Origin of the sequence: Ruegeria meonggei, from assembly GCF_900172215.1 — a bacterium.
GTDB classification, from domain to species: domain Bacteria; phylum Pseudomonadota; class Alphaproteobacteria; order Rhodobacterales; family Rhodobacteraceae; genus Ruegeria; species Ruegeria meonggei.
In genome coordinates, this window is sequence record NZ_FWFP01000008.1 from 1 (window position 1) to 21,413 (window position 21,413).

General features: G+C 56.5%; 15 protein-coding genes. 3 read left to right on the forward strand and 12 right to left on the reverse strand.

Annotation, left to right across the window (positions count from 1 at the left end):
* The 4 genes from RUM8411_RS13765 to rpsL form a co-directional block, all read right to left on the reverse strand.
* Positions 1 to 127 (reverse strand): GTP-binding protein (locus RUM8411_RS13765; protein WP_234995247.1); only part of this gene is annotated, 127 nt, incomplete at its 3' end.
* Positions 128 to 187: 60 nt separating this feature from the next.
* Positions 188 to 2,305, reverse strand: a complete 2,118-nt coding sequence (fusA, locus tag RUM8411_RS13770; protein ID WP_085823297.1) for an elongation factor G — start codon at positions 2,303 to 2,305, stop codon at positions 188 to 190.
* A gap of 18 nt (positions 2,306 to 2,323) precedes the next feature.
* On the reverse strand, positions 2,324 to 2,794 hold the full coding sequence (rpsG, locus tag RUM8411_RS13775; RefSeq protein ID WP_008756926.1) for a 30S ribosomal protein S7: 471 nt from the start codon (positions 2,792 to 2,794) through the stop codon (positions 2,324 to 2,326).
* 15 nt (positions 2,795 to 2,809) lie between these two features.
* A complete protein-coding gene (gene rpsL / locus RUM8411_RS13780) occupies positions 2,810 to 3,181 on the reverse strand; it encodes a 30S ribosomal protein S12 (protein ID WP_005621086.1) in 372 nt (123 codons plus the stop codon).
* A 394-nt stretch (positions 3,182 to 3,575) separates the two neighbouring features.
* Here rpsL and RUM8411_RS13785 point away from each other — a divergent pair, with 394 nt between their 5' ends.
* Entirely contained in the window at positions 3,576 to 4,382 is an 807-nt protein-coding gene (locus RUM8411_RS13785) for a putative rhamnosyl transferase (protein WP_085823298.1), read from the forward strand.
* Here the strand turns inward: RUM8411_RS13785 and RUM8411_RS13790 are convergent.
* The 3 genes from RUM8411_RS13790 to RUM8411_RS22555 form a co-directional block, all read right to left on the reverse strand.
* A complete protein-coding gene (locus RUM8411_RS13790; protein ID WP_085823477.1) occupies positions 4,367 to 5,236 on the reverse strand; it encodes a DMT family transporter in 870 nt (289 codons plus the stop codon). The two genes, RUM8411_RS13785 and RUM8411_RS13790, sit on opposite strands and share 16 nt — an antisense overlap.
* 589 nt (positions 5,237 to 5,825) lie before the next feature.
* Positions 5,826 to 6,698, reverse strand: coding sequence for a LysR substrate-binding domain-containing protein (locus tag RUM8411_RS13795; RefSeq protein ID WP_085823299.1), 873 nt, complete (start codon positions 6,696 to 6,698; stop codon positions 5,826 to 5,828).
* 3 nt (positions 6,699 to 6,701) lie between these two features.
* The gene (locus RUM8411_RS22555) at positions 6,702 to 6,944 is read right to left on the reverse strand and encodes a hypothetical protein (protein WP_159453902.1); all 243 of its coding nucleotides are present in this window, start codon (positions 6,942 to 6,944) and stop codon (positions 6,702 to 6,704) included.
* On the opposite strand from RUM8411_RS22555, the gene RUM8411_RS13800 reads away from it, so the two are divergent.
* Positions 6,937 to 7,380 (forward strand): hypothetical protein, encoded by a 444-nt coding sequence (locus tag RUM8411_RS13800; RefSeq protein ID WP_234995235.1) that lies wholly within the window; start codon positions 6,937 to 6,939, stop codon positions 7,378 to 7,380. The genes RUM8411_RS22555 and RUM8411_RS13800 overlap by 8 nt on opposite strands.
* Positions 7,381 to 7,565: 185 nt before the next feature.
* Here RUM8411_RS13800 and rpoC read toward each other — a convergent pair whose 3' ends face one another.
* The 5 genes from rpoC to rplJ form a co-directional block, all read right to left on the reverse strand.
* Positions 7,566 to 11,813 (reverse strand): DNA-directed RNA polymerase subunit beta', encoded by a 4,248-nt coding sequence (gene rpoC, locus RUM8411_RS13805; protein WP_085823300.1) that lies wholly within the window; start codon positions 11,811 to 11,813, stop codon positions 7,566 to 7,568.
* On the reverse strand, positions 11,813 to 14,380 hold the full coding sequence (locus RUM8411_RS13810; RefSeq protein ID WP_085823301.1) for a hypothetical protein: 2,568 nt from the start codon (positions 14,378 to 14,380) through the stop codon (positions 11,813 to 11,815). Before RUM8411_RS13810 ends, rpoC begins: the two co-directional genes overlap by 1 nt.
* A gap of 155 nt (positions 14,381 to 14,535) precedes the next feature.
* Positions 14,536 to 18,675, reverse strand: coding sequence for a DNA-directed RNA polymerase subunit beta (gene rpoB / locus RUM8411_RS13815; protein ID WP_085823302.1), 4,140 nt, complete (start codon positions 18,673 to 18,675; stop codon positions 14,536 to 14,538).
* 251 nt (positions 18,676 to 18,926) lie between these two features.
* Positions 18,927 to 19,301: a 50S ribosomal protein L7/L12 gene (rplL, locus tag RUM8411_RS13820; RefSeq protein ID WP_037314964.1), complete on the reverse strand. Its 375-nt coding sequence runs from the start codon at positions 19,299 to 19,301 to the stop codon at positions 18,927 to 18,929.
* 79 nt (positions 19,302 to 19,380) lie between these two features.
* Positions 19,381 to 19,899 (reverse strand): 50S ribosomal protein L10, encoded by a 519-nt coding sequence (rplJ, locus tag RUM8411_RS13825; RefSeq protein ID WP_085823303.1) that lies wholly within the window; start codon positions 19,897 to 19,899, stop codon positions 19,381 to 19,383.
* A 401-nt stretch (positions 19,900 to 20,300) separates the two neighbouring features.
* On the opposite strand from rplJ, the gene RUM8411_RS13830 reads away from it, so the two are divergent.
* Positions 20,301 to 21,266, forward strand: coding sequence for a phosphotransferase (locus RUM8411_RS13830; RefSeq protein ID WP_085823304.1), 966 nt, complete (start codon positions 20,301 to 20,303; stop codon positions 21,264 to 21,266).
* Positions 21,267 to 21,413 lie beyond the last annotated feature (147 nt).

Consider the following 21,413-nt stretch of genomic DNA (forward strand, 5'->3'; position numbering starts at 1 on the left):
CATACGCTTGGAAGTCACCAAAATACTTGGTGATCGCTGCGGTCAGCGTCGTCTTGCCGTGGTCAACGTGGCCAATCGTGCCAATGTTCACGTGCGGCTTGTTACGCTCAAACTTTTCCTTTGCCATGATGGCCTCCTTTGTCGGTAATGAAGGGAGCCCGCTAGTCGAGCTCCCTCAAATCTTCGCTTACGCGTATTTCGCCTGGATCTCGTCCGAGATGTTCTGCGGAACGGGATCGTAGTGGTCGAACTGCATGGTGAACTGGGCACGGCCGGACGACATCGAACGCAGAGTGTTGATGTAGCCGAACATGTTGGCCAGCGGCACAAACGCGTCGATCGCGATTGCGTTGCCACGGTTTTCCTGTCCCGAAACCTGTCCCCGACGCGATGTCAGGTCACCAATGATACCGCCGGTGTATTCTTCCGGGGTAATCACTTCGACCTTCATGATCGGCTCAAGCAGCTTCGCACCCGCTTTGCGCATGCCTTCACGCATACCCATACGAGCGGCGATTTCAAAGGCCAGTACCGAAGAGTCCACGTCGTGGTATTTACCTTCGATCAGGGCAACCTTGAAGTCGATCACAGGGAAGCCAGCCAGCGGGCCGCTATCCATGACGGATCTGATGCCTTTTTCAACGCCCGGGATGTATTCCTTGGGCACCGAACCACCAACAACACGAGATTCGAACGAATAGCCTTCGCCCGGCTCTGTCGGTGTGATGATCATCTTCACCTCAGCGAACTGACCCGAACCACCCGACTGTTTCTTGTGGGTGTAAACGATCTCGGCTTCGTGACCGATGGTCTCACGATAGGCCACCTGCGGTGCACCAATGTTCGCTTCAACCTTGAATTCACGCTTGAGACGGTCAATCAGGATGTCCAGATGAAGTTCGCCCATGCCCTTCATGATGGTCTGACCCGATTCCAGATCAGTTTCCACGCGGAACGACGGGTCTTCGGCGGCCAAGCGGCCCAGACCCTGGCTCATTTTTTCCTGGTCAGCCTTGGTTTTCGGCTCAACCGCGATCTCGATCACCGGATCAGGGAAGGTCATGGTTTCCAGAACCACCGGATCACCGGTCGAACACAGGGTGTCGCCCGTGGTGGTGTCTTTCAGACCTGCCAGCGCGATGATGTCGCCCGCGAATGCTTCCGTGATTTCTTCACGGTCATTCGAGTGCATCATCATCATCCGGCCGATACGCTCTTTCTTACCCTTGGTCGAGTTCAGAAGCGTGTCGCCCTTGGCCAGAGTACCCGAGTAGATGCGGGTAAAGGTCAGCGAACCAACAAAGGGGTCGTTCATGATTTTGAACGCCAGGCCCGAGAACGCCATGTCATCATCCGCACGGCGGGCAATATCACGGGTTTCTTCTTCGTCACCGGGTTTGAAGCCCATGTAATCGACAACGTCCAGCGGGCTGGGCAGATAGTCGATCACAGCGTTCAGCAGCGGCTGAACACCTTTGTTCTTGAACGCAGAACCACCCAGAACCGGAACAAACGCGATTTCCAGAGTACCTTTGCGCAGCAGGGCGCGCAGGGTCGGAACGTCGGGCTCATTGCCTTCCAGGTATTCCATCATCGCGTCGTCGTCCATTTCGACGGCCGCTTCGACCATTTTACCGCGCCATTCGTCAGCCATGTCCTTCAGGCTGTCGCGGATCGGTGCTTTGACCCAGCTTGCGCCCAGGTCTTCGCCCTGCCACAGCCATTCTTCCATGGTGACCAGATCGATCAGACCTTCCAACTCGGTCTCTGCGCCGATCGGAATACCAACCGGAACAGCACGTGCGCCGGTACGGTCTTCGATCATTGCAACGCAGTTGAAGAAGTCGGCGCCGATCTTGTCCATCTTGTTGACGAACACCATCCGCGGAACCTTGTAGCGGTCAGCCTGACGCCACACGGTTTCGGTCTGGGGCTCAACACCGGCGTTTGCGTCAAGAACGCAGACGGCACCGTCGAGAACCGCCAGCGAGCGTTCAACTTCGATGGTGAAGTCAACGTGGCCGGGGGTGTCAATGATGTTCAGGCGGTGCTTGGGCGAGTCAGCCGTTTCACCGTCTTCAGTGCGTTCCCAGAAGGTGGTGGTCGCAGCCGAAGTGATGGTGATGCCGCGTTCCTGCTCCTGCTCCATCCAGTCCATGGTGGCGGCACCGTCGTGCACCTCACCGATGTTGTGGGATTTGCCGGTGTAATACAGGATGCGTTCCGAGCAGGTGGTTTTACCCGCATCGATATGCGCCATGATACCGAAGTTACGGTAGTGATCGAGTGTATATTCGCGTGCCATTTCAATAAGCCTCTGGAATTACCAACGGTAGTGGCTGAAGGCTTTGTTCGCCTCGGCCATCTTGTGGGTGTCTTCACGCTTCTTCACAGCGGTACCGCGGGACTGTACAGCGTCCAGCAGTTCACCGGCGAGGCGTTCTTCCATGGTGTTTTCGTTGCGGCCACGCGCAGCAGTGATCAGCCAGCGGATGGCCAGTGCTTCGCGGCGCTCGGGGCGCACTTCGACCGGAACCTGATAGGTTGCACCACCAACCCGGCGCGAGCGAACCTCGACCGACGGTTTGATGTTGTCGAGCGCTTCGTGGAACACTTCGACGGGTGCGCGCTTGATCTTGCCTTCAACGCGATCAAAAGCGTTGTAGACGATGCGCTCTGCAACCGACTTTTTACCGTCGATCATCAGGTTGTTCATGAATTTTGTCAGAACCTTGTCGCCAAATTTGGCGTCAGGCAGGACTTCGCGTTTTTCGGCGGCGTGACGACGTGACATATCAGCCTCTCCTTCTTATTTGGGACGCTTGGCGCCGTATTTCGAACGACGTTGTTTACGGTCTTTGACGCCTTGGGTATCCAGAACACCGCGCAGGATGTGGTAACGGACACCGGGAAGGTCTTTTACACGACCGCCACGGATCAGAACAACCGAGTGTTCCTGCAGGTTGTGGCTTTCACCGGGGATGTACGAGATAACCTCGAACCCGTTGGTCAAGCGTACCTTGGCAACCTTACGCATCGCCGAGTTCGGCTTTTTCGGTGTGGTTGTGTAAACACGTGTGCAGACGCCGCGTTTCTGCGGGCACTGCTCCAGGTGCATGGACTTCGAGCGTTTTACTTTCGGCTGCCGCGGCTTGCGGATCAGCTGTTGGATCGTTGGCATTCCGGTTATATCCCCGTTTTGCAACACATGACATGCACGCGCGATGCGTGCGGTTAAATTCGCTGCACTCGTGCGTCCACAAGCGCAAAACCCGCGAGCGTTCCCATTCCGAGGTGAACGTCACGGTTTGTTATCAGAGGGCGCGAACGAAAAAATTGTCCGGGCCTTGACCAGTTCATTACTGGAATCGGTTGTGGGGCGGCCCCCGGCACCGAGATGACGCGCGTTCTAGGCGGAGTCGCACCAAGTGTCAACAGCACACCGCGACAAGTGCCCGGCAAAGCCGGATGCGTTGAATTATCAGGGCCTGATCTCGATTTCCAGTGCAGCGGACATTGCGGGTATCTGGCCGCGCGGGCATAGTCCGATCACCAGTTCAAGCCATGGATGAATCATGCAAGTCATCGGCCTGTGCCGCTTTTCTTACCCCGCCGTTGGTGGGTTTCAGGTCGAACATGAAACGATCGAAGACCGCCGCCGATACTTGTACGACCCGGCCCGGCTGGACGAGCGGTTCCGCCTGTTCGAAACCACCACCCTGCCCTGCTTCAAAGAACAGACGGATCAGGATTATCAGTTTCTCATCGTCATCGGAGAATGCCTGCCCAAACCCGCACTGGATCGATTGCACGATCTGACCGCCGGAATAAAGCAGGTACAGATCATTGCACGCGAACCGGCCCGGCACCGCAGGGTGATGAAACAGATCCTGAATGACGCCCGCACGGACGCTGCCAAACCCTGCCTGCAATTCCGCCATGATGATGACGACGCGGTATCTGTGGATTTCGTCGAACGGCTGCGCCTCGCAGCCAAGGACGGCAAGGGGTTGATGGAAAGGAGCAAGACCGTCGCCATCGACTACAATCAAGGATTTCTGGCCCGTTTTGGCGCCGGTGGCATTCAAGCGGCACAAGTGTTTCGCCCCTTGCTTGGCGTGGGCTTTGCCATACACGTGCGTGGCGGGTGCGAGCAGACAATCATGAATTTCGCCCATCACCGGATCGGGAATTTTATGCCGGTGATCAGCTACCCGGACGCGCCGATGTGGGTGCGGACCCTGAACCAGTTTAATGACTCTCCGCATGCCCGCAACAGCACCACCCAACTGTCCGCACTGACGCCCGAACAACAGGGTGAATTCATCGCGCGGTTTGCCATTGATCACGATGCCGTCCGGCGAGTTCACTCGGTTGAATGAGCCGCGCGTTCGCGAAACAGTGTAAACAGGCCCGCACCAACTACCAAAACAACGCCGCACATCGTCACCGCGTCTGGCCAATCCCCAAACACAATCCAGCCTAGGGTCAACGCCCAGATCAGGCTGGAGTACCGAAACGGTGCAATGAACCCGACATCGCCTTCGCGCATGACCAGAACGCTGCACAGATACCCGGTCAAAACGAACACTGCTGCACAAGCCACCATTGCCCCCGCCCCGGATGGCACCACCTGCCATCCCGTAACAGTTGTCGCAATGCCCGCCGCCAACGTGATCGACAAGGACGTCGCCAAAGTAACAACCAGCGAGGGGATACGGGCTGACATGCGCCGTGTGATCAAATCTCTGGCCGTGACTGAGACCACGGCAACCAGCGCATAGAGTGAATAGATGCTGAACCCGTCGGGACCCGGTCGCACAATCAGCAGCATCCCGGCAAATCCCAACCCAATCGCCAGAATGCGACGCCAGCCGATATGTTCCGAGAAAAACAGCGCCGCGCCCAAGGTGACCGTCAAGGGCAAGGCTTGTAGAACCGCCGTCACATTGGCCAACGGCATGTGCAGCAAGGCGGTCAGAAAGAAAAACGTCGCCGCAAGCTCGGCCAGGCACCGGAACGCAACCAGCCATTTGTCGTGACGCGGAAAGTTTAGATGCAGAGCACCCTGATGCCGCGCCAGCAGGAAAATCAGAACGGTCGCCAAGGCACCACGCATGGCGACCATCTGGAACAGAGGCACCTCTCCACCGGCAACTTTTATCAACGCATCGTTAACAGTAAAGGCCGCCATACTGCCCATCATAAGCAGCGCGCCTTTCACGTTCGGGGTCATAAAGCAAAAGTCCAAAGCTAAAATCTCGGCCATTGGCCGGAAACAGTGCCTTGTTGTCAACAACAACGACACCTCTGATCAGGACTAGCTGATCACCGTCGTCCAGTCAGGCGTCAGCCAGAGAAACTAGCCAACATGTGATCTAGGCCCGACAAAGCCGCGTCAATTCGCGGCGCAATCTCGGACTACTCACCGCGTGCAAGACCAGCGTCAACCCGCAGGCACCCGATCCGAGCCGACGGAAAAACCCGCGCGACCGCCTCAAAACACACCGGGATGGCATCGTATTCGACCCTCCTGCCCCGCCCTCGACAATCGAATTGAGCATAACCGACAACAAAAATTCGACGCCTTCATCTACTGGCACGCTGAAAACAGCGCTTGGTGATCCTGTTCTCTGACAGGCATAGAAAAGAAAAGGCTTACGCAGTTCGGTAAACACCGTTGGAATGGCACATACCCGACAAGATGACTCGCACAGTGTAGGATATATAGGCACCAACTTAAGGTCGGCTTTGCGGACGAAGCTGCCACACAAGCCGGAGATTCCAATGTCCGGTCTCAATTCAACGCTGCCGTCAAGCCCGTGTCACGAAACAGCTCGCAGGGGTGCCCTTCCCAGTTTTTCTATCAGAAAGTCGGCCGCTAGGGACACGTGCGCTTCGCAGGTGTTCGGTTGATGAACGGATATCACTACTTCGGGCAGCGAGGGTAAACCTGCCTGTCCGTTAATGATCCTGAGGCCAGGTGGTATTACAGAGGCCTCCATTACGGAAACTGACGATCCGTCAAGAAGGGCTTTCTCGATCAACCCTATGCTGCGCGTGGAATATGCAACGCGCCATCGGCGGTCGATGCGCTTCAATACGTCCAAGGCGATTTCCCTGCACACACAACCAGATGGGAAGAGAACGAGCGAAAGAGGTTGATCGTGATCGTCAATGAAATCGGGCGAGGCAACCCAATGAAGCGGTTCATGCCTCGCGACCTGTCCAGCGACCGCATCTGGACGGTGCGTCGCAACGACCACATCTAGTTGTCCCCGCGTCAAGAAAGGCAGCAGATCGCTGGCATTGTCGCATGTCACCTCGAACTGCAATCGGGGATGCGCTTTCGCCAGAGCGGACAGAATTGGAGGCAGCAGGAAAGTCGCGTAGTCATCAGGCGCGCCGATCCTGATCAATCCTTCCGCCTCTGGGCGTTGCAGATGTGACAGCGCAGCATCGTTCGCGGCCAGAATGCGATTTGCATAGACCAGCAGCGCTTCGCCGGTCTGTGTGATCGACACGGACTGACGGCTCCGCTCAAAGAGGCGTTTCTCCACGATGGTTTCAAGCCGTTTGATCTGAAGGCTGACAGCTGATTGCGTGCGTCCAATGGCCTTTGCTGCATGCGTGAAGTTTCGATGCGCCGCGACGGCGACGAAGGATCGCAGCAGGTCGATTTCGAGATCACGCTTCATGAACTAAGATTTCCATATCTCATCACGCTTAGCAATATTATTCGTTTCCGCAATAATCAGCTCAAGCCTACTGTCGCCGAAGGAGGCCCGCTCAATGCTTGGTTTGATCGCACAAACGATCTTCGTGGCGACACGCATATCACCGCCGCACAATTCGGTTTCAGGTTGTGGCTGGCGTTCATCATCAGGCCCGAGAGGCCATGGCATAAAGAAGATAACGGACAAGGAAATGCAAAGCATGGACATCAACAAACTCAAAACACGCACAGGCACAGTGGAACGCGTATGGCAGATCGAGATTCAGGCGACACCTGAAGATGCGGACAAGATCATCGATAACGTGATGGAGGTCGATCCACTGATCTATGGCCGGTACAAGCGCAATGCATTTGTCAGCGCTATCGGCAGCGAGACTTACTTGCCGGAAGAAAACTCAACCAGTGCCGTGCATCTGGGAGCCGCCAATAAGGTTCAGACCTTCCCAAGCGTCCTTGTCGTTATTTCGGTCGAGCAGAACCCCGAAACGCTTGGGCGCGTTCTGGATGCGATACGCGATGTGCATCATTACGAAGAGCCTTTGATCTTCATCAAGAATTGTTGGGCCAGCCGCGCCAGCTACGACCCACACAATTCCAATCCCAATCGTTGGTGGAACCGCGACAAGGTAAACGCAGGAAACTGATTTCGGAACGATTGCTGTAGGTTGTCACTACCGATGGCTACCCACCCTTGGCAGTCGGTGGAGTGGGCTCGGAACTGCCGTTCGAAGCGAAGGAAGCACTTACAGAAAAACCTCTGGTGACAGTCGTCGACAAAAGAAAAGGCCCCGCGAAGTCGCGGGGCCTCTAATTGGGTATGGCAGACCGTTTACTCGCGGCTTTCCGGTGTTTCCACCAGAACGTCCAGTTCGTCTCCGACCATGTCGTCGTCCATCATCGGCGCAGCCAGGGCAGCGGCGGCTTCGGCCTCTTCCCGACGGGCTTCGATCACGACGTTGTCGCGGCCCTGGGCAACCTGACGCACAGCCTGTGTCGCGCCACCGGTGCCGGCCGGGATCAAACGGCCGACGATGACGTTCTCTTTCAGACCAACCAGCTTGTCTTTCTTGCCCTGAACCGAAGCCTCGGTCAGAACACGAGTGGTTTCCTGGAACGACGCCGCCGAGATGAACGAACGCGTCTGCAGCGAGGCTTTGGTGATCCCCAATAGGATCGGTTCGCCCTGAGCCGGACGTCCACCACGCGAGAGGGTCTTCTCGTTGGCAGCGTCGAACTCTTGCTTGTCGACATGTTCGCCTTTCAGCAGGGTGGTGTCACCTGAATCCAGGATCTCCCACTTCTGCAGCATCTGGCGCACAATGACCTCGATGTGCTTGTCGTTGATCTTCACGCCCTGCAGACGATAAACATCCTGCACTTCGTCGATCATGTAATCCGCCAGCGCTTCGACACCCATGATGGACAGGATGTCATGCGGGGCCGGGTTACCGTCCATCAGGTATTCACCCTTCTGGATGAAGTCGCCTTCCGCAACCGGGATATGTTTGCCCTTGGGCACCATATACTCGATCGTTTCCATCGACTCATCGCCTGGTTCGATGCTAATGCGGCGCTTGTTCTTGTAGTCGCGGCCAAAGCGCACGTAACCATCAGCTTCTGCGATGATCGCGTGATCCTTGGGACGACGGGCTTCGAACAGTTCGGCCACACGCGGCAGACCACCGGTGATGTCCTTGGTCTTGGCACCTTCGCGCGGGATACGCGCAACAACTTCACCAGCTTCGATCTGCTGACCATCTTCGATCGACAGGATCGCATCCACCGACATCGGATAGTGAACCGGGTTGCCCGCGTCGTTGCGGACCGGCTCGCCATCTTCGCCGACCAGAATGATTTCGGGCTTCAGGTCGCTGCCTTTGGGAGCCGCGCGCCAGTCGATCACGATCTTCTGGGTCATGCCGGTTGCATCGTCAGTCTCATCGCGGACAGCAATGCCCGAAACAAGGTCGACATACTTTGCAGTACCGGATTTTTCGGCGATGATCGGCAGGGTGTAGGGATCCCATTCGTACAGCTTGTCACCACGGGCAACCTTGGCACCGTCCTTGACGAACAGCTTGGAACCATAGCCCAGCTTGTGGCTGGCACGTTCCTCGCCGTGTTCGTCTTTGATCACCAGCTTCATGTTCCGGCCCATGACCAGGATTTCACCTGCGGAATTGGCCAGAACCTGCGGGTTCTCGAACGAAACCACACCGTCTTGGCTGGCCTCCTGGAACGACTGCTGACCACCCTGCGCAACACCGCCGATGTGGAAGGTCCGCATCGTCAGCTGAGTCCCGGGTTCACCGATGGACTGCGCGGCAATAATGCCGACAGCTTCGCCTGTGTTGACCCGCGTACCGCGAGCAAGGTCACGACCGTAGCAGGTCGCACAAACGCCTTCCTCGGACTCACAGGTCAGAGGTGAACGGATGCGCATCGATGCAACGGCAGCCTCGTCAATGATGTCGGCCATACGTTCGTCGATCAACTGACCCGCGGCCACCAGCACCTCGTCCGTACCCGGACGCAGAACGTCATCGGCAGAGACACGGCCCAGCACACGTTCGGCCAGCGAAGCAACAACTTCACCGTCGTTGACCGCAGCTTCGGCCGTGATCGCACGCTCGGTTCCGCAGTCGATCTCGCGCACGATGCAGTCCTGCGCAACATCCACCAGACGGCGGGTCAGGTAACCCGAGTTCGCCGTCTTCAGAGCGGTATCCGACAGGCCCTTACGGGCACCGTGGGTCGAGTTGAAATACTCAAGAACGGTCAGACCTTCTTTAAAGTTCGAGATGATCGGCGTCTCGATGATGTCACCGTTTGGCTTGGCCATCAGGCCACGCATACCGCCCAGCTGTTTCATCTGAGTGACCGAGCCACGCGCACCGGAGTGGGCCATCATGTAGACCGAGTTCGGTTCCTGCTCGGATCCATCCTCTGCCCGCTCGGACGACGAGATCGTGCTCATCATCGCCTCGGTGACACGGTCGTTACACTTCGACCAGGCATCGACGACTTTGTTGTACTTTTCGCCCTGAGTGATCAGGCCGTCCATGTACTGCTGTTCAAAGTCTTTCACCTGACTGCGGGTTTCATCAACGATGCCCCACTTGTCGTCCGGAATAACCATATCGTCTTTACCAAACGAGATACCGGCCTTGAACGCCTCTTTGAAGCCCATCGACATAATCTGATCACAGAAAATGACGCTCTCTTTCTGACCGCAATAACGGTAGACGGTGTCAATCACCTGCTGCACTTCTTTCTTGCGCAGCAGACGGTTGACCAGCTCAAACGGGGCTTTGTTGTTCATCGGCAGCAAGGCACCCAGACGCAGACGGCCCGGCGTGGTCTCAAAACGCTGAAGAACTTCGTTGCCCTCTTCGTCGATCTGAGCGATCCGCGCAGTGATCTTGGTGTGCAGATGCACCTCGCCGGAATCCAGCGCGTGCTGAACTTCGTCGATCGATCCGAACACTTTACCTTCGCCGATCATGCCTTCACGTTCCAGGGTCACATAGTACAAACCCAAGATCATATCCTGCGACGGAACGATGATCGGTGCGCCGTTTGCAGGCGACAGAACGTTGTTTGTCGACATCATCAGAACACGCGCTTCCAGCTGGGCCTCAAGGCTCAGCGGAACGTGTACAGCCATCTGGTCACCGTCAAAGTCGGCGTTAAAGGCCGAACAAACCAGCGGGTGCAGCTGGATGGCTTTCCCTTCGATCAGAACCGGTTCAAACGCCTGAATGCCAAGACGGTGCAGCGTAGGCGCACGGTTCAGCATGACAGGGTGTTCGCGGATCACCTCGTCGAGGATATCCCATACTTCGGGACGCTCTTTCTCGACCAGTTTCTTCGCCTGTTTGACGGTCGAAGACAGACCTTTGGCTTCAAGGCGCGAGTAGATGAACGGCTTGAACAGTTCCAGCGCCATCTTCTTTGGCAGACCACACTGGTGCAGCTTGAGTTCCGGGCCGGTCACAATGACCGAACGACCCGAGAAGTCCACGCGTTTCCCCAGAAGGTTCTGGCGGAAGCGGCCCTGCTTACCTTTCAGCATGTCCGACAGCGATTTCAGCGGGCGCTTGTTGGCGCCGGTGATCACGCGGCCACGACGGCCATTGTCGAACAGAGCGTCCACGGATTCCTGCAGCATCCGCTTTTCGTTGCGGACGATGATGTCAGGTGCGCGCAGTTCGATCAGACGCTTCAGACGGTTGTTCCGGTTGATGACGCGGCGATACAGATCGTTCAGATCCGAGGTCGCGAAACGGCCACCATCCAGCGGCACCAGCGGGCGCAGCTCCGGCGGAATGACCGGAATAACAGTCATCACCATCCACTCAGGCCGGTTGCCCGACTCAAGGAAGGATTCAACAACTTTCAGACGTTTGATGATCTTCTTGGGCTTCAATTCACCGGTGGCTTCGGCCAGATCAGCGCGCAGCTGCTCGGCTTCGGCTTCCAGATCAATCTGGGCCAGCATCTCACGAATGGCTTCGGCACCGATGTTGGCGGTGAACGCATCCATGCCAAAGGCATCCTGCGCGTCCATATACTCTTCTTCGGTCAGCATCTGGCCATATGACAGGTCGGTCAGACCGGGCTCGATGACGACATAGTTTTCAAAGTACAGAACGCGTTCCAGATCACGCAATGTCATGTCCAGCATCAAACCGATGCGGGACGGCAACGATTTCAGGAACCAGATATGCGCAACGGGTGCTGCCAGTTCGATATGGCCCATACGTTCACGGCGGACTTTCTGAAGGGTGACTTCAACACCGCATTTCTCGCAGACAACGCCGCGATACTTCATCCGCTTATATTTGCCGCACAGACATTCGTAATCCTTGATCGGGCCAAAGATACGCGCACAGAACAGACCGTCACGTTCAGGTTTGAACGTCCGGTAGTTGATGGTTTCGGGCTTCTTGATCTCACCATAAGACCAAGACAGAATCCGTTCCGGGCTGGCCAATGAGACCTTGATCTCGTCGAAAACCTTCGGCGGGGTCAGCGGGTTGAAAGGATTATTTCCTTGAGTCAATTCCTGGTTCATCACAGGTCTCCAGCAGGTTTGGCCGTCTCGGGTGCTTTGGCATTCAGCCCACGCTTGCGCTCTTTACGCGCTTTAACGTGTCCTGAAAATGCCGTCAGGCCATATTTCAATCGGGCAATTTGTAAGTTGTCGACCCCGCAATATTCCTTTCGAAGTTGCGAAGCGATCGGCGAAGGCGGAAAGCCGGTTTGGGTCACGGCCAGATGGTTCAGTTTGCCACGGACAAAAAAGCCGTCCTGAACCGTGGGCCAACCGTTAAGTTGCATATAGTGCGTGTGTGGGTTTTCTTCCAGTTGGTGCTCAAAACCCCAAGGGTCGTTGACTCCGGCCTCCAGCTTTCGTTCAGCCATCCAGATCAGGTGATCTATGTTCCAGATGGCGGTCACCAGGGAATTGGGAGCGTCCCAGTCCTTTTGCATCGGTGCCAGCTCGACATCGGGTCCGATGATGGTCGGCGCCGAGGTGCGGTCAAAAGTCCAGCTGAAATCGCCCGGCCATGGGAACAGGGCATATTTCAGATCATTCTCGCGCACTTTCTTCATGGCGGTCTCGACAACCTCGGTATCAACCGGGGCCAGAGGGCACAGATCCTCGAGCATCAAAAAGATATGCCGGGTCGACGGGCGATCTTCTTTGATCTTGCGTGCAGTGGCCAACAGAAGCTCGACAAAGGTCTTGTCCTTGAACCGGATGACACCGGGCACATCCAAATCCCCGTCCGTGGCCACGACACATTCGGGGTGACCGGGCCAGAACATGTCCAACGTCTTCAGAATCGCCGGGATATAGTGCTCATTACGCGAATAGGTCGATACTAGAAGAACAGTGTCTTTGAACGCCTCGGCGGGGCCGTCCTCCGGCGCTCGCTTTGTGATCTGCTTCATCATCTTCCGACGTTCTGCAGCCTTGGAGAATCGCCGGGTCACCTTGGCCAGCCCATATTTTTTACGAGCTTTGCGCAAATCATCCGCGCCGCAGTAGTCCTCGCGCAGTTGTGTCATCAAAGAAGACTGCGGGAAATAGGTCCGGGTCACGGCTTTTGGATTGACCTCACCGTCAATCAGGAACCCGCCGTCCAATGTGGGCCAGCCGTTAAGCTGCATGTAGTGAACGGCCGGGCTTTCCGGCAAAGGATGCTGGAACCGGCGGATGTCATGAATCCAAGCCTCTTTCTTGGTATCGATCACCCACTGAAGGTGGTCGATGCCCCAGATCGCAGGTGCGACCGCGTTGATAGTTTCCCAGTAAGGCCGCATCGCCGTAAGCTCTAGGTTCCCTGCCACCACAGAAGGGGCAACTTCGGAATCCAGGGCAATCCGGAAGTCTCCGGGCCACTGAAACAGCACGAACTGCAGATCCTGGTCGAGGACCTTGGTCATCGCAGTTTGCAACATCAGCGTGTCGACCTGACCCAGCGGACAGAACTCATTTGGCAACAAAAAGACGTGGCGCGTATCGGGGTGCTCTTTACGGATCCGCTGTACGGCACCGTCCAGCCTTTGCAGGAACGTTTCTTCCAAATCATCCGGCACCCCGGTGCCTTCACTCTCCCCACCGTGCGCAAAAACACAATTGGGGTGGCCCGGCCAAAACCGATCCAACGTTTCACGGACTGCCGGGATGTATTTCTCGTTGTCGGCTTGTGAAAGGACCAGCAGGATAGTGTTCTTGAATACTTCAGCGGCACCGTCTTCGGGCGTCCACTGTGGAGCGTCTTTTAGCGCCTTGCTGTGCTTTGCTTTTTTGCTTAGGCCGCGCGTTGCCTTGGCCAGCCCGTATTTCTTGCGGGCTTTGTTCAGATCATCCTGTCCGCAATATTCAACGCGCAGCTTCGACGCCAGCGGAGAAGCAGGGAAGTAGCTTCTGGTAATCGCCTTGGGGTTTGCCACCCCGTCGATCAAGAACCCACCATACAGGGTCGGCCAGCCATCTTGCTGCATGTAATGCACAGCAGCGACCGGCACCGGATTCGGGAACCGGTCGGCGTCATGAATCCATGCGCCCATTTTGGCGTCAATCACCGACAACAGGTGATTTATGTCCCAAATCGCTGGAGCGAGTGAGTTGATGCCATCCCGGTTCTGCTGCATCGCCTGCAGGTCCACGCCATCAGCAACCACAGGTGGCGCGACATCGGAATCCAAATAGCTTTCAAAATTCCCAGGCCATTGGAAAAGGACAAATTCCAAATCTTGCGCCTGAACCTCACCCATCGCCGTTTCCAGCATCCGGGTGTCTACCGGTCCCAGCGGACAAAACACGTCGCGCATCAAAAAGATATGGCGCGTTTCGGGACGATCCTTCTGTATCCGGCGCACCGCTTTGTCCAGTTTCTGCAGGAAAGTCACGTTCTGGAAAGTCAGCGTCGCATCATCCTTAAGCGCACCGTCGGTTGCAACGACACAGTCCGGATGCCCCGGCCACAGCAGGTCCAGGTTTTCGCGAATCTCAGGGATGTATGCCTCGGTCTCAGCTTCGGTCACGACCAGAAGCACCGTATCTTTGAATACGGTGGCTGCTCCTGACTCAGAGAGCTTGGAACCGGTCATATGCACGGACTCCGTCATCAAGCGACCTCCCCACTGGGGCGGGCGCACGGGACAGCACGTGTCCCGAACTGGTTTATGAACATGTCATGGCTCATTCAGAACCCTCATGATCTAGAGACAGGGGATGGGCCATTGGCCCATCCCGTAGAACGCATACGGAAAAGGGAAGACCCTTAACCTTCGTCCTCAACTGCATCCAGCAGTTCCATGTTCAGGCCGAGGCCACGGACTTCTTTGACCAGAACGTTGAACGATTCCGGTACGCCCGCTTCAAAGTTGTCCTCGCCCTTGACGATAGACTCGTACACTTTGGTCCGGCCGGCGACGTCATCCGATTTGACGGTGAGCATCTCCTGCAGGGTGTAGGCGGCGCCGTAAGCTTCCAGAGCCCAGACTTCCATCTCACCAAAGCGCTGACCACCGAACTGCGCCTTACCACCCAGCGGCTGCTGGGTAACCAGGCTGTACGGCCCGGTCGAACGCGCGTGGATCTTGTCATCCACAAGGTGGTGCAGTTTCAGCAGGTACTTGATGCCTACGGTCACCGGACGCGCAAACTGCTCACCCGTACGACCGTCGAACAGAACCGACTGACCACTTTCCGAGAAGCCCGCACGCACCAGCGCATCGTTGACGTCAGCCTCTTTGGCACCGTCAAAGACCGGGGTCGCGATCGGAACACCGCGGGTTACGTTGCCCGCCGCTTCGATCAGGTGACCTTCGTGCATGCCGGCAATGCCTTCTTCATAGACATTATCGCCATAGGCCAGCTTCATGGCTTCACGAACCGGGGTCAGGTCGCCGGACCGGCGGTATTCACCCAGAGCGTCATCGATGTTCAGACCCAGACCACGTGCGGCCCAACCCATGTGGGTTTCAAGGATCTGACCAACGTTCATCCGCGACGGAACACCCAGCGGGTTCAGACAGAAATCAACCGGCGTACCATCGGCGAGGAACGGCATGTCTTCCATCGGAACAACCTTGGAGATCACACCTTTGTTCCCGTGGCGACCGGCCATCTTGTCGCCCGGCTGAAGCTTACGCTTCACAGCGATGAAGACTTTGACCATCTTCATCACACCCGGCGGCAGGTCGTCGCCACGGCGGACTTTCTCGACCTTGTCCTCAAAACGGGCGTCCAGAGCACGCTTTTGCACTTCGTACTGCTCGTTCAGAGCCTCGACGATCTGGGCGTCCTTCTCGTCTTCCAGCGCCAGCTGCCACCACTGACCGCGGGTCAGCATTTCCAGCAAGTCCTCGGTGATCACCGAACCCGGCTTGACACCTTTGGGGCCTTTGACCGCGGTTTTACCCATGATCAGACCTTGCAGACGCGCATAGATGTTGCGGTCAAGAATGGCCAGCTCGTCGTCCCGGTCACGGGCCAGACGTTCGACTTCTTCCCGCTCGATCTGCAACGCACGTTCGTCTTTTTCGACGCCGTGACGGTTGAAGACACGCACTTCGACAACTGTCCCGTAATCACCCGGCTTCACGCGCAGCGAAGTATCGCGCACATCAGATGCTTTTTCGCCAAAGATGGCGCGCAGCAGCTTTTCTTCCGGGGTCATCGGGCTTTCGCCCTTCGGAGTGATCTTGCCGACCAGAATATCGCCCGGCTCAACATCCGCGCCGATGTAAACGATGCCCGCCTCGTCGAGGTTACGCAGCGCTTCTTCACCGACGTTCGGAATGTCGCGAGTGATTTCTTCCGGGCCCAGTTTCGTGTCACGGGCGGCGACTTCGAATTCCTCGATATGGACCGAGGTAAAGACGTCATCACGCGCGATACGTTCCGAGATCAGGATCGAGTCTTCGTAGTTGTAGCCGTTCCACGGCATGAACGCGACAACCACGTTCTTACCCAGGGCCAGCTCACCGATATCGGTCGATGGACCATCGGCGACAACCTCACCCTTCTGGACGGTGTCACCCACTTTGATCAGCGGACGCTGGTTGATGCAGGTGTTCTGGTTCGACCGCTGGAATTTGCGCAGACGGTAGATATCCACACCAGCGTCGCCCAGTTCCAGATCCTCAGTCGCACGAATAACGATACGCTGAGCATCAACCTGGTCGATGATACCGGCACGTTTCGCCTGGATCGCAGCACCCGAGTCGATGGCAACCTTTTCCTCGATACCGGTGCCGACCAGCGGCGCCTCGGCCCGCAACAGCGGAACCGCCTGACGTTGCATGTTCGAACCCATCAGGGCGCGGTTGGCGTCGTCATTTTCAAGGAACGGGATAAGCGAAGCAGCGACCGATACCAACTGTTTCGGCGATACGTCGATCAGGTCTACATTCTCGGAAGGCGCCAGCGTATAGTCACCCGACTGGCGGGTCGACACCAGGTCGTTCTTGAACTTGCCGCCTTCGTCAAGCTGAGCATTCGCCTGCGCAACGGTGTGGCGCATTTCCTCGGTCGCGGACATATAGTGGACTTCGTCCGTAACCTGGCGCTCTTTGACAACGCGATAAGGTGTTTCGATGAAGCCATACTTGTTCACGCGAGCAAAAGTAGCCAGCGAGTTGATCAGACCGATGTTCGGACCTTCGGGCGTTTCAATCGGGCACATCCGACCATAGTGGGTCGGGTGAACGTCGCGCACCTCAAAGCCTGCACGTTCGCGTGTCAGACCACCGGGGCCAAGCGCCGAAAGGCGGCGTTTGTGGGTAACTTCCGACAGCGGGTTGGTCTGGTCCATGAACTGCGACAACTGCGACGAGCCGAAGAATTCGCGGACAGCAGCCGCAGCCGGTTTCGCGTTGATCAGATCCTGCGGCATGACGGTGTCGATCTCGACCGACGACATGCGTTCCTTGATCGCGCGCTCCATGCGCAGCAGGCCAACGCGGTACTGATTTTCCATCAGTTCACCGACCGAGCGCACACGACGATTGCCCAGGTGGTCGATATCGTCGATATCACCTTTGCCGTCGCGCAGCTCAACCAGGGCCTTGATGCAGGCCACGATATCTTCGCGACGCAGAGTGCGCAGCGTGTCTGGTGCATCCAGGGCCAGGCGCATGTTCATCTTCACACGACCAACAGCCGACAGATCATAACGCTCACTGTCAAAGAACAGCGTGTCGAACAGGGCCGAGGCCGCTTCGACGGTGGGCGGCTCGCCCGGGCGCATGACGCGGTAGATGTCCATCAGAGCCGTGTCGCGGCCCATGTTCTTGTCCTGCGCCATAGTGTTGCGCATGTAGGGGCCGACATTGATGTTGTCGATGTCCAGAACCGGGATTTCGGTGATGCCTGCGTCGATCAGCTCTTTCGCTGTTCCGCCGATCAGTTCACCGTCTTTGTCGTATTCCAGCGTCAACTCGTCACCGGCTTCGACATAGATCGCACCAGTTTCTTCGTTGATCATGTCTTTGGCGACGAATTTGCCGACGATGTGATCAAATGGAACCAGCAGGTCGGTGACCACACCCTCGTCGATCAGTTTTTTGACTGCGCGCGGAGTGACCTTCTTGCCAGCCTCGGCAATCACTTCACCGGATTTCGCGTCAACCAGATCATAAGTCGGACGGGTGCCGCGAACACGCTGCGGGAAGAACGGTGTGACCCAGCCCTTCTTCTTGTCCAGCTTATAGGACACCGTGTTGTAATAGGCGTCCATGATCGCTTCCTGATCCAGACCCAGCGCATACAGCAGGGTTGTCACAGGCAGTTTACGGCGACGGTCGATACGGGCGAACACGATGTCCTTGGCGTCGAACTCGAAGTCCAGCCAGCTGCCGCGATACGGGATGATGCGGCAGGCAAACAGCAGCTTGCCCGAGGAATGCGTCTTGCCCTTGTCATGGTCAAAGAACACACCGGGCGACCGGTGCATCTGGGACACGATCACACGCTCGGTGCCGTTCACGATGAACGTCCCGTTCGGTGTCATCAGGGGCATATCGCCCATGAACACGTCCTGTTCCTTGATGTCTTTGACCGACTTGGCGCCTGTGTCCTCATCGACGTCAAACACGATCAAACGCAGTGTAACCTTCAGCGGTGCGCTGTAGGTCATGTCGCGCTGCATGCACTCTTCGACATCATATTTGGGTTTTTCCAGATCGTATTTCACGAACTCCAGAACGGAGGTTTCGTTGAAATCCTTGATCGGGAAAACCGATTGGAACACGCCTTTGATGCCTTCGCCGTCTGTGGGCACATCTGCATCGCCGGAGCGCAGGAATAGATCATAAGAAGATTTCTGTACCTCAATGAGGTTCGGCATCTCCAGCACTTCGCGGATTTTGCCGTAATATTTACGAAGACGTTTCTGGCCAAGGAACGTTTGAGCCATGTCAGATGTCACCTTTCGATGTTCTCAGCGGGCAAAGACACCGTCGGGCCCCGGCGCCTTGCACATTAGAGACGACACGTCCGGATCAATTCGTGGCCACCGTCCCGAATGGTGGCCTCCCGATCCGCGAACCGCGTCTTAGAAAACGCCCCAACCCCTGAGGCCCTTTCTAAGACAGGTTCGGCTGGACCCGGATTTCTCCGGATCCAGCCAAATCTTGCGGCGCATCAGTGATGCACCTTTCGAATGGCTTAGGCCAGCTCGACTTCGGCGCCAGCTGCTTCCAGCTTGCCTTTGACTTCTTCGGCTTCGTCTTTCGACACGCCTTCTTTGATCTTGCCGCCAGCTTCGACCAGTTCTTTGGCTTCTTTCAGGCCCAGACCGGTGATGCCGCGAACTTCTTTGATCACGTTGATTTTCGAAGCGCCGGCGTTCTTCAGAACGACGTCGAATTCGGTTTTTTCTTCCTCAGCTGCGCCACCGGCGTCGCCGCCGGCTGCCATGACAACTGCGCCGCCAGCTGCGGGCTCGATGCCATATTCGTCTTTGAGGATGGTTTTCAGTTCTTGTGCTTCCAGCAGGGTCAGACCCACGATGCTTTCTGCGAGTGCTTTCAGATCAGCCATTTTATCAGCTCTTTCCGTTTACAGTGTGTGTTCCAACGTCAGGGTATTCACCCTACGCAGATCAGTCAGTGCCAACCGCTTACGCAGCTTCCGCCTTCTCTTCGATGGTGGAAAGGATGCTTGCGATGTTGCTTGCAGGTGCGCCAATTGCGCCAGCGATGTTCGAAGCAGGTGCGCCCAGCATGCCCGCGATAGTAGCAATAAGCTCCTCGCGCGAAGGCATTTTGGACACGGTTTCGACACCGGCACGATCCAGAGCGTTCTCACCCATTGCACCGCCAAGAATTTCGAACTTTTGGTTCTCTTTGGCGTAATCCTGGGCCACTTTGGCTGCTGCCACAGGGTCCTCGGAATAGGTCAGAACGGTCATCCCTGTCAGCAGGTCAGCTATGCTTTCACACGGCTTACCCTCAAGGGCGATTTTGGCGAGCCTGTTTTTGGCAACACGCACGGAGCCACCCGCGTCACGAGCACGTGCGCGAAGGTCCTGCATCTCGGCAACTGTCAGACCGGCGTAGTGAGCAACCACTACGACGCCAGAGCTTTCGAAGATTTGGCCGAGCTCGTCGACCACTTTCTCTTTCTGGGCTCTATCCACAGTTTTCTCCAAGTTAGGGGCGATATCTCACCCCGGCTCATATTTGCCGCAGCTTTCGCTCCGGCGTTCAGGTCCGTTGTTACGGGATTGCCCAAAATGCGCCCGAGGGTGGGACCCTCAGAAATCTTTGGTCTTACCCGTCTCAGGCAGGGAATTAAGGGGCCAAATGGCACCACCCACCGTCTTGGACGAAACAAAATAAAGCGCACGACGAATCGCACGCTTTACTCCGCAGTTCTCTTTAGGGCAGTTGCGAGGGGTTTCCAAGGGCAAAATGGCCTGCAATATCGGATTGAGCCAAACGGCGCCAAGACCCCTTGTTCAACCTCCGAGATTGACATGCTTCCTGTGCTGAGGTCCTGTCAAGCAACGCCCGCCCTGAGCCAAAAAATCCTGCCCGAATGCTGACCCTGACCGACGATGAACACAACCGCGCAACCGAGTTTGTGCAGGAATTCTCAGACCACACCCTATCCGGGCGGTCGCTGGGGTTTACATGCATCTACCGGTCACATGATTTTCCCTACACGCGCATGGTCCTAAAGCTTACGGGGGCAGTACAGGATTATGCGCTGAAGATCGACACGATGTCCCCGACCTCGGGCAGGTTGCAGAAAGAGTTCGCGCTGTTGACCACTCTGTCGCGCTATTTTGAACAAAACGAATCCGGGCGGGTGATACAGCCAATTTACCTGTCGCAGGGGCACAATTTCTTTGTCACCGAGTTCATCAGCCGCCCAACTGCAGCTGAGTTTATTCATAACAGTCAGGACGACGATCAGGTTGCCCAGATATATCGCCGTGCCGGGGCGTGGCTACATGACCTTCACGGCTTTCAGCCCGCCATAGAATACGTGTTTCGCCCGCGCTGGATGACCCTCAGCATTCACGAGCTTCTGAACGCCGTGCCGCAGGAGATTGTGGCACAATCCCAGGCCATGGCCGACGTGCTGACCGAAACCGCCCAGCATCTGAAAGGCATTGTCGAAGCGCGGGTGTTTTCGCATGGGGATTTTCACGGCCAAAACCTGATTGTCGGTCAAGGCGAGATGATTGGCCTTGATTTCACCGAAGCAAGTGAAAAACTGGCCGTTTACGACATTGTCGATTTCCTGAAATCCGATGTTTTTCGGGATGCACCGGCCTCGGAAATCGATCGAAGCGGGATCATCAAAGCCAACAAGGCGATGTTCATGCGCAAATACAGGCATCCAATTCACCTGGACATCCTGGATTTCTGCATGTGTGCCCGATTGCTGAAAGACTGGTTGGCGCTCTGGCAGATCGGTCACATCTGCAGCCCCTATGAAGAAGACAGGCGACACCGCCTGGGCATTCGACTGCAAGCCGCATTTCAGCACTGGTGACTGATTTGGAACGCATTGTTTAGATGACATAAAAGTGTAGCCCAATTTAGGCGGACTGCCGGTTGACTATACCCCAGTTAGATCACTTATATCGCGCAAAAATCGTGACTGGCTTTCAACAGGATTCGCCAGAGTTAAAAAGTTTCG

Bases quoted from the DNA above. Each gene is read 5' to 3' on its own strand.
- RUM8411_RS13800 (WP_234995235.1), top strand. From the start codon at position 6,937: ATGGACATCAACAAACTCAAAACACGCACAGGCACAGTGGAACGCGTA.
- RUM8411_RS13830 (WP_085823304.1), top strand. From the start codon at position 20,301: ATGCTGACCCTGACCGACGATGAACACAACCGCGCAACCGAGTTTGTG.
- RUM8411_RS22555 (WP_159453902.1), bottom strand. From the start codon at position 6,944: ATGTCCATGCTTTGCATTTCCTTGTCCGTTATCTTCTTTATGCCATGG.
- fusA (WP_085823297.1), bottom strand. From the start codon at position 2,305: ATGGCACGCGAATATACACTCGATCACTACCGTAACTTCGGTATCATG.
- RUM8411_RS13795 (WP_085823299.1), bottom strand. From the start codon at position 6,698: ATGAAGCGTGATCTCGAAATCGACCTGCTGCGATCCTTCGTCGCCGTC.
- RUM8411_RS13785 (WP_085823298.1), top strand. From the start codon at position 3,576: ATGCAAGTCATCGGCCTGTGCCGCTTTTCTTACCCCGCCGTTGGTGGG.
- rpoC (WP_085823300.1), bottom strand. From the start codon at position 11,813: ATGAACCAGGAATTGACTCAAGGAAATAATCCTTTCAACCCGCTGACC.
- RUM8411_RS13790 (WP_085823477.1), bottom strand. From the start codon at position 5,236: ATGACCCCGAACGTGAAAGGCGCGCTGCTTATGATGGGCAGTATGGCG.
- rpsL (WP_005621086.1), bottom strand. From the start codon at position 3,181: ATGCCAACGATCCAACAGCTGATCCGCAAGCCGCGGCAGCCGAAAGTA.
- RUM8411_RS13810 (WP_085823301.1), bottom strand. From the start codon at position 14,380: ATGACGGAGTCCGTGCATATGACCGGTTCCAAGCTCTCTGAGTCAGGA.
- rpoB (WP_085823302.1), bottom strand. From the start codon at position 18,675: ATGGCTCAAACGTTCCTTGGCCAGAAACGTCTTCGTAAATATTACGGC.
- rpsG (WP_008756926.1), bottom strand. From the start codon at position 2,794: ATGTCACGTCGTCACGCCGCCGAAAAACGCGAAGTCCTGCCTGACGCC.
- rplL (WP_037314964.1), bottom strand. From the start codon at position 19,301: ATGGCTGATCTGAAAGCACTCGCAGAAAGCATCGTGGGTCTGACCCTG.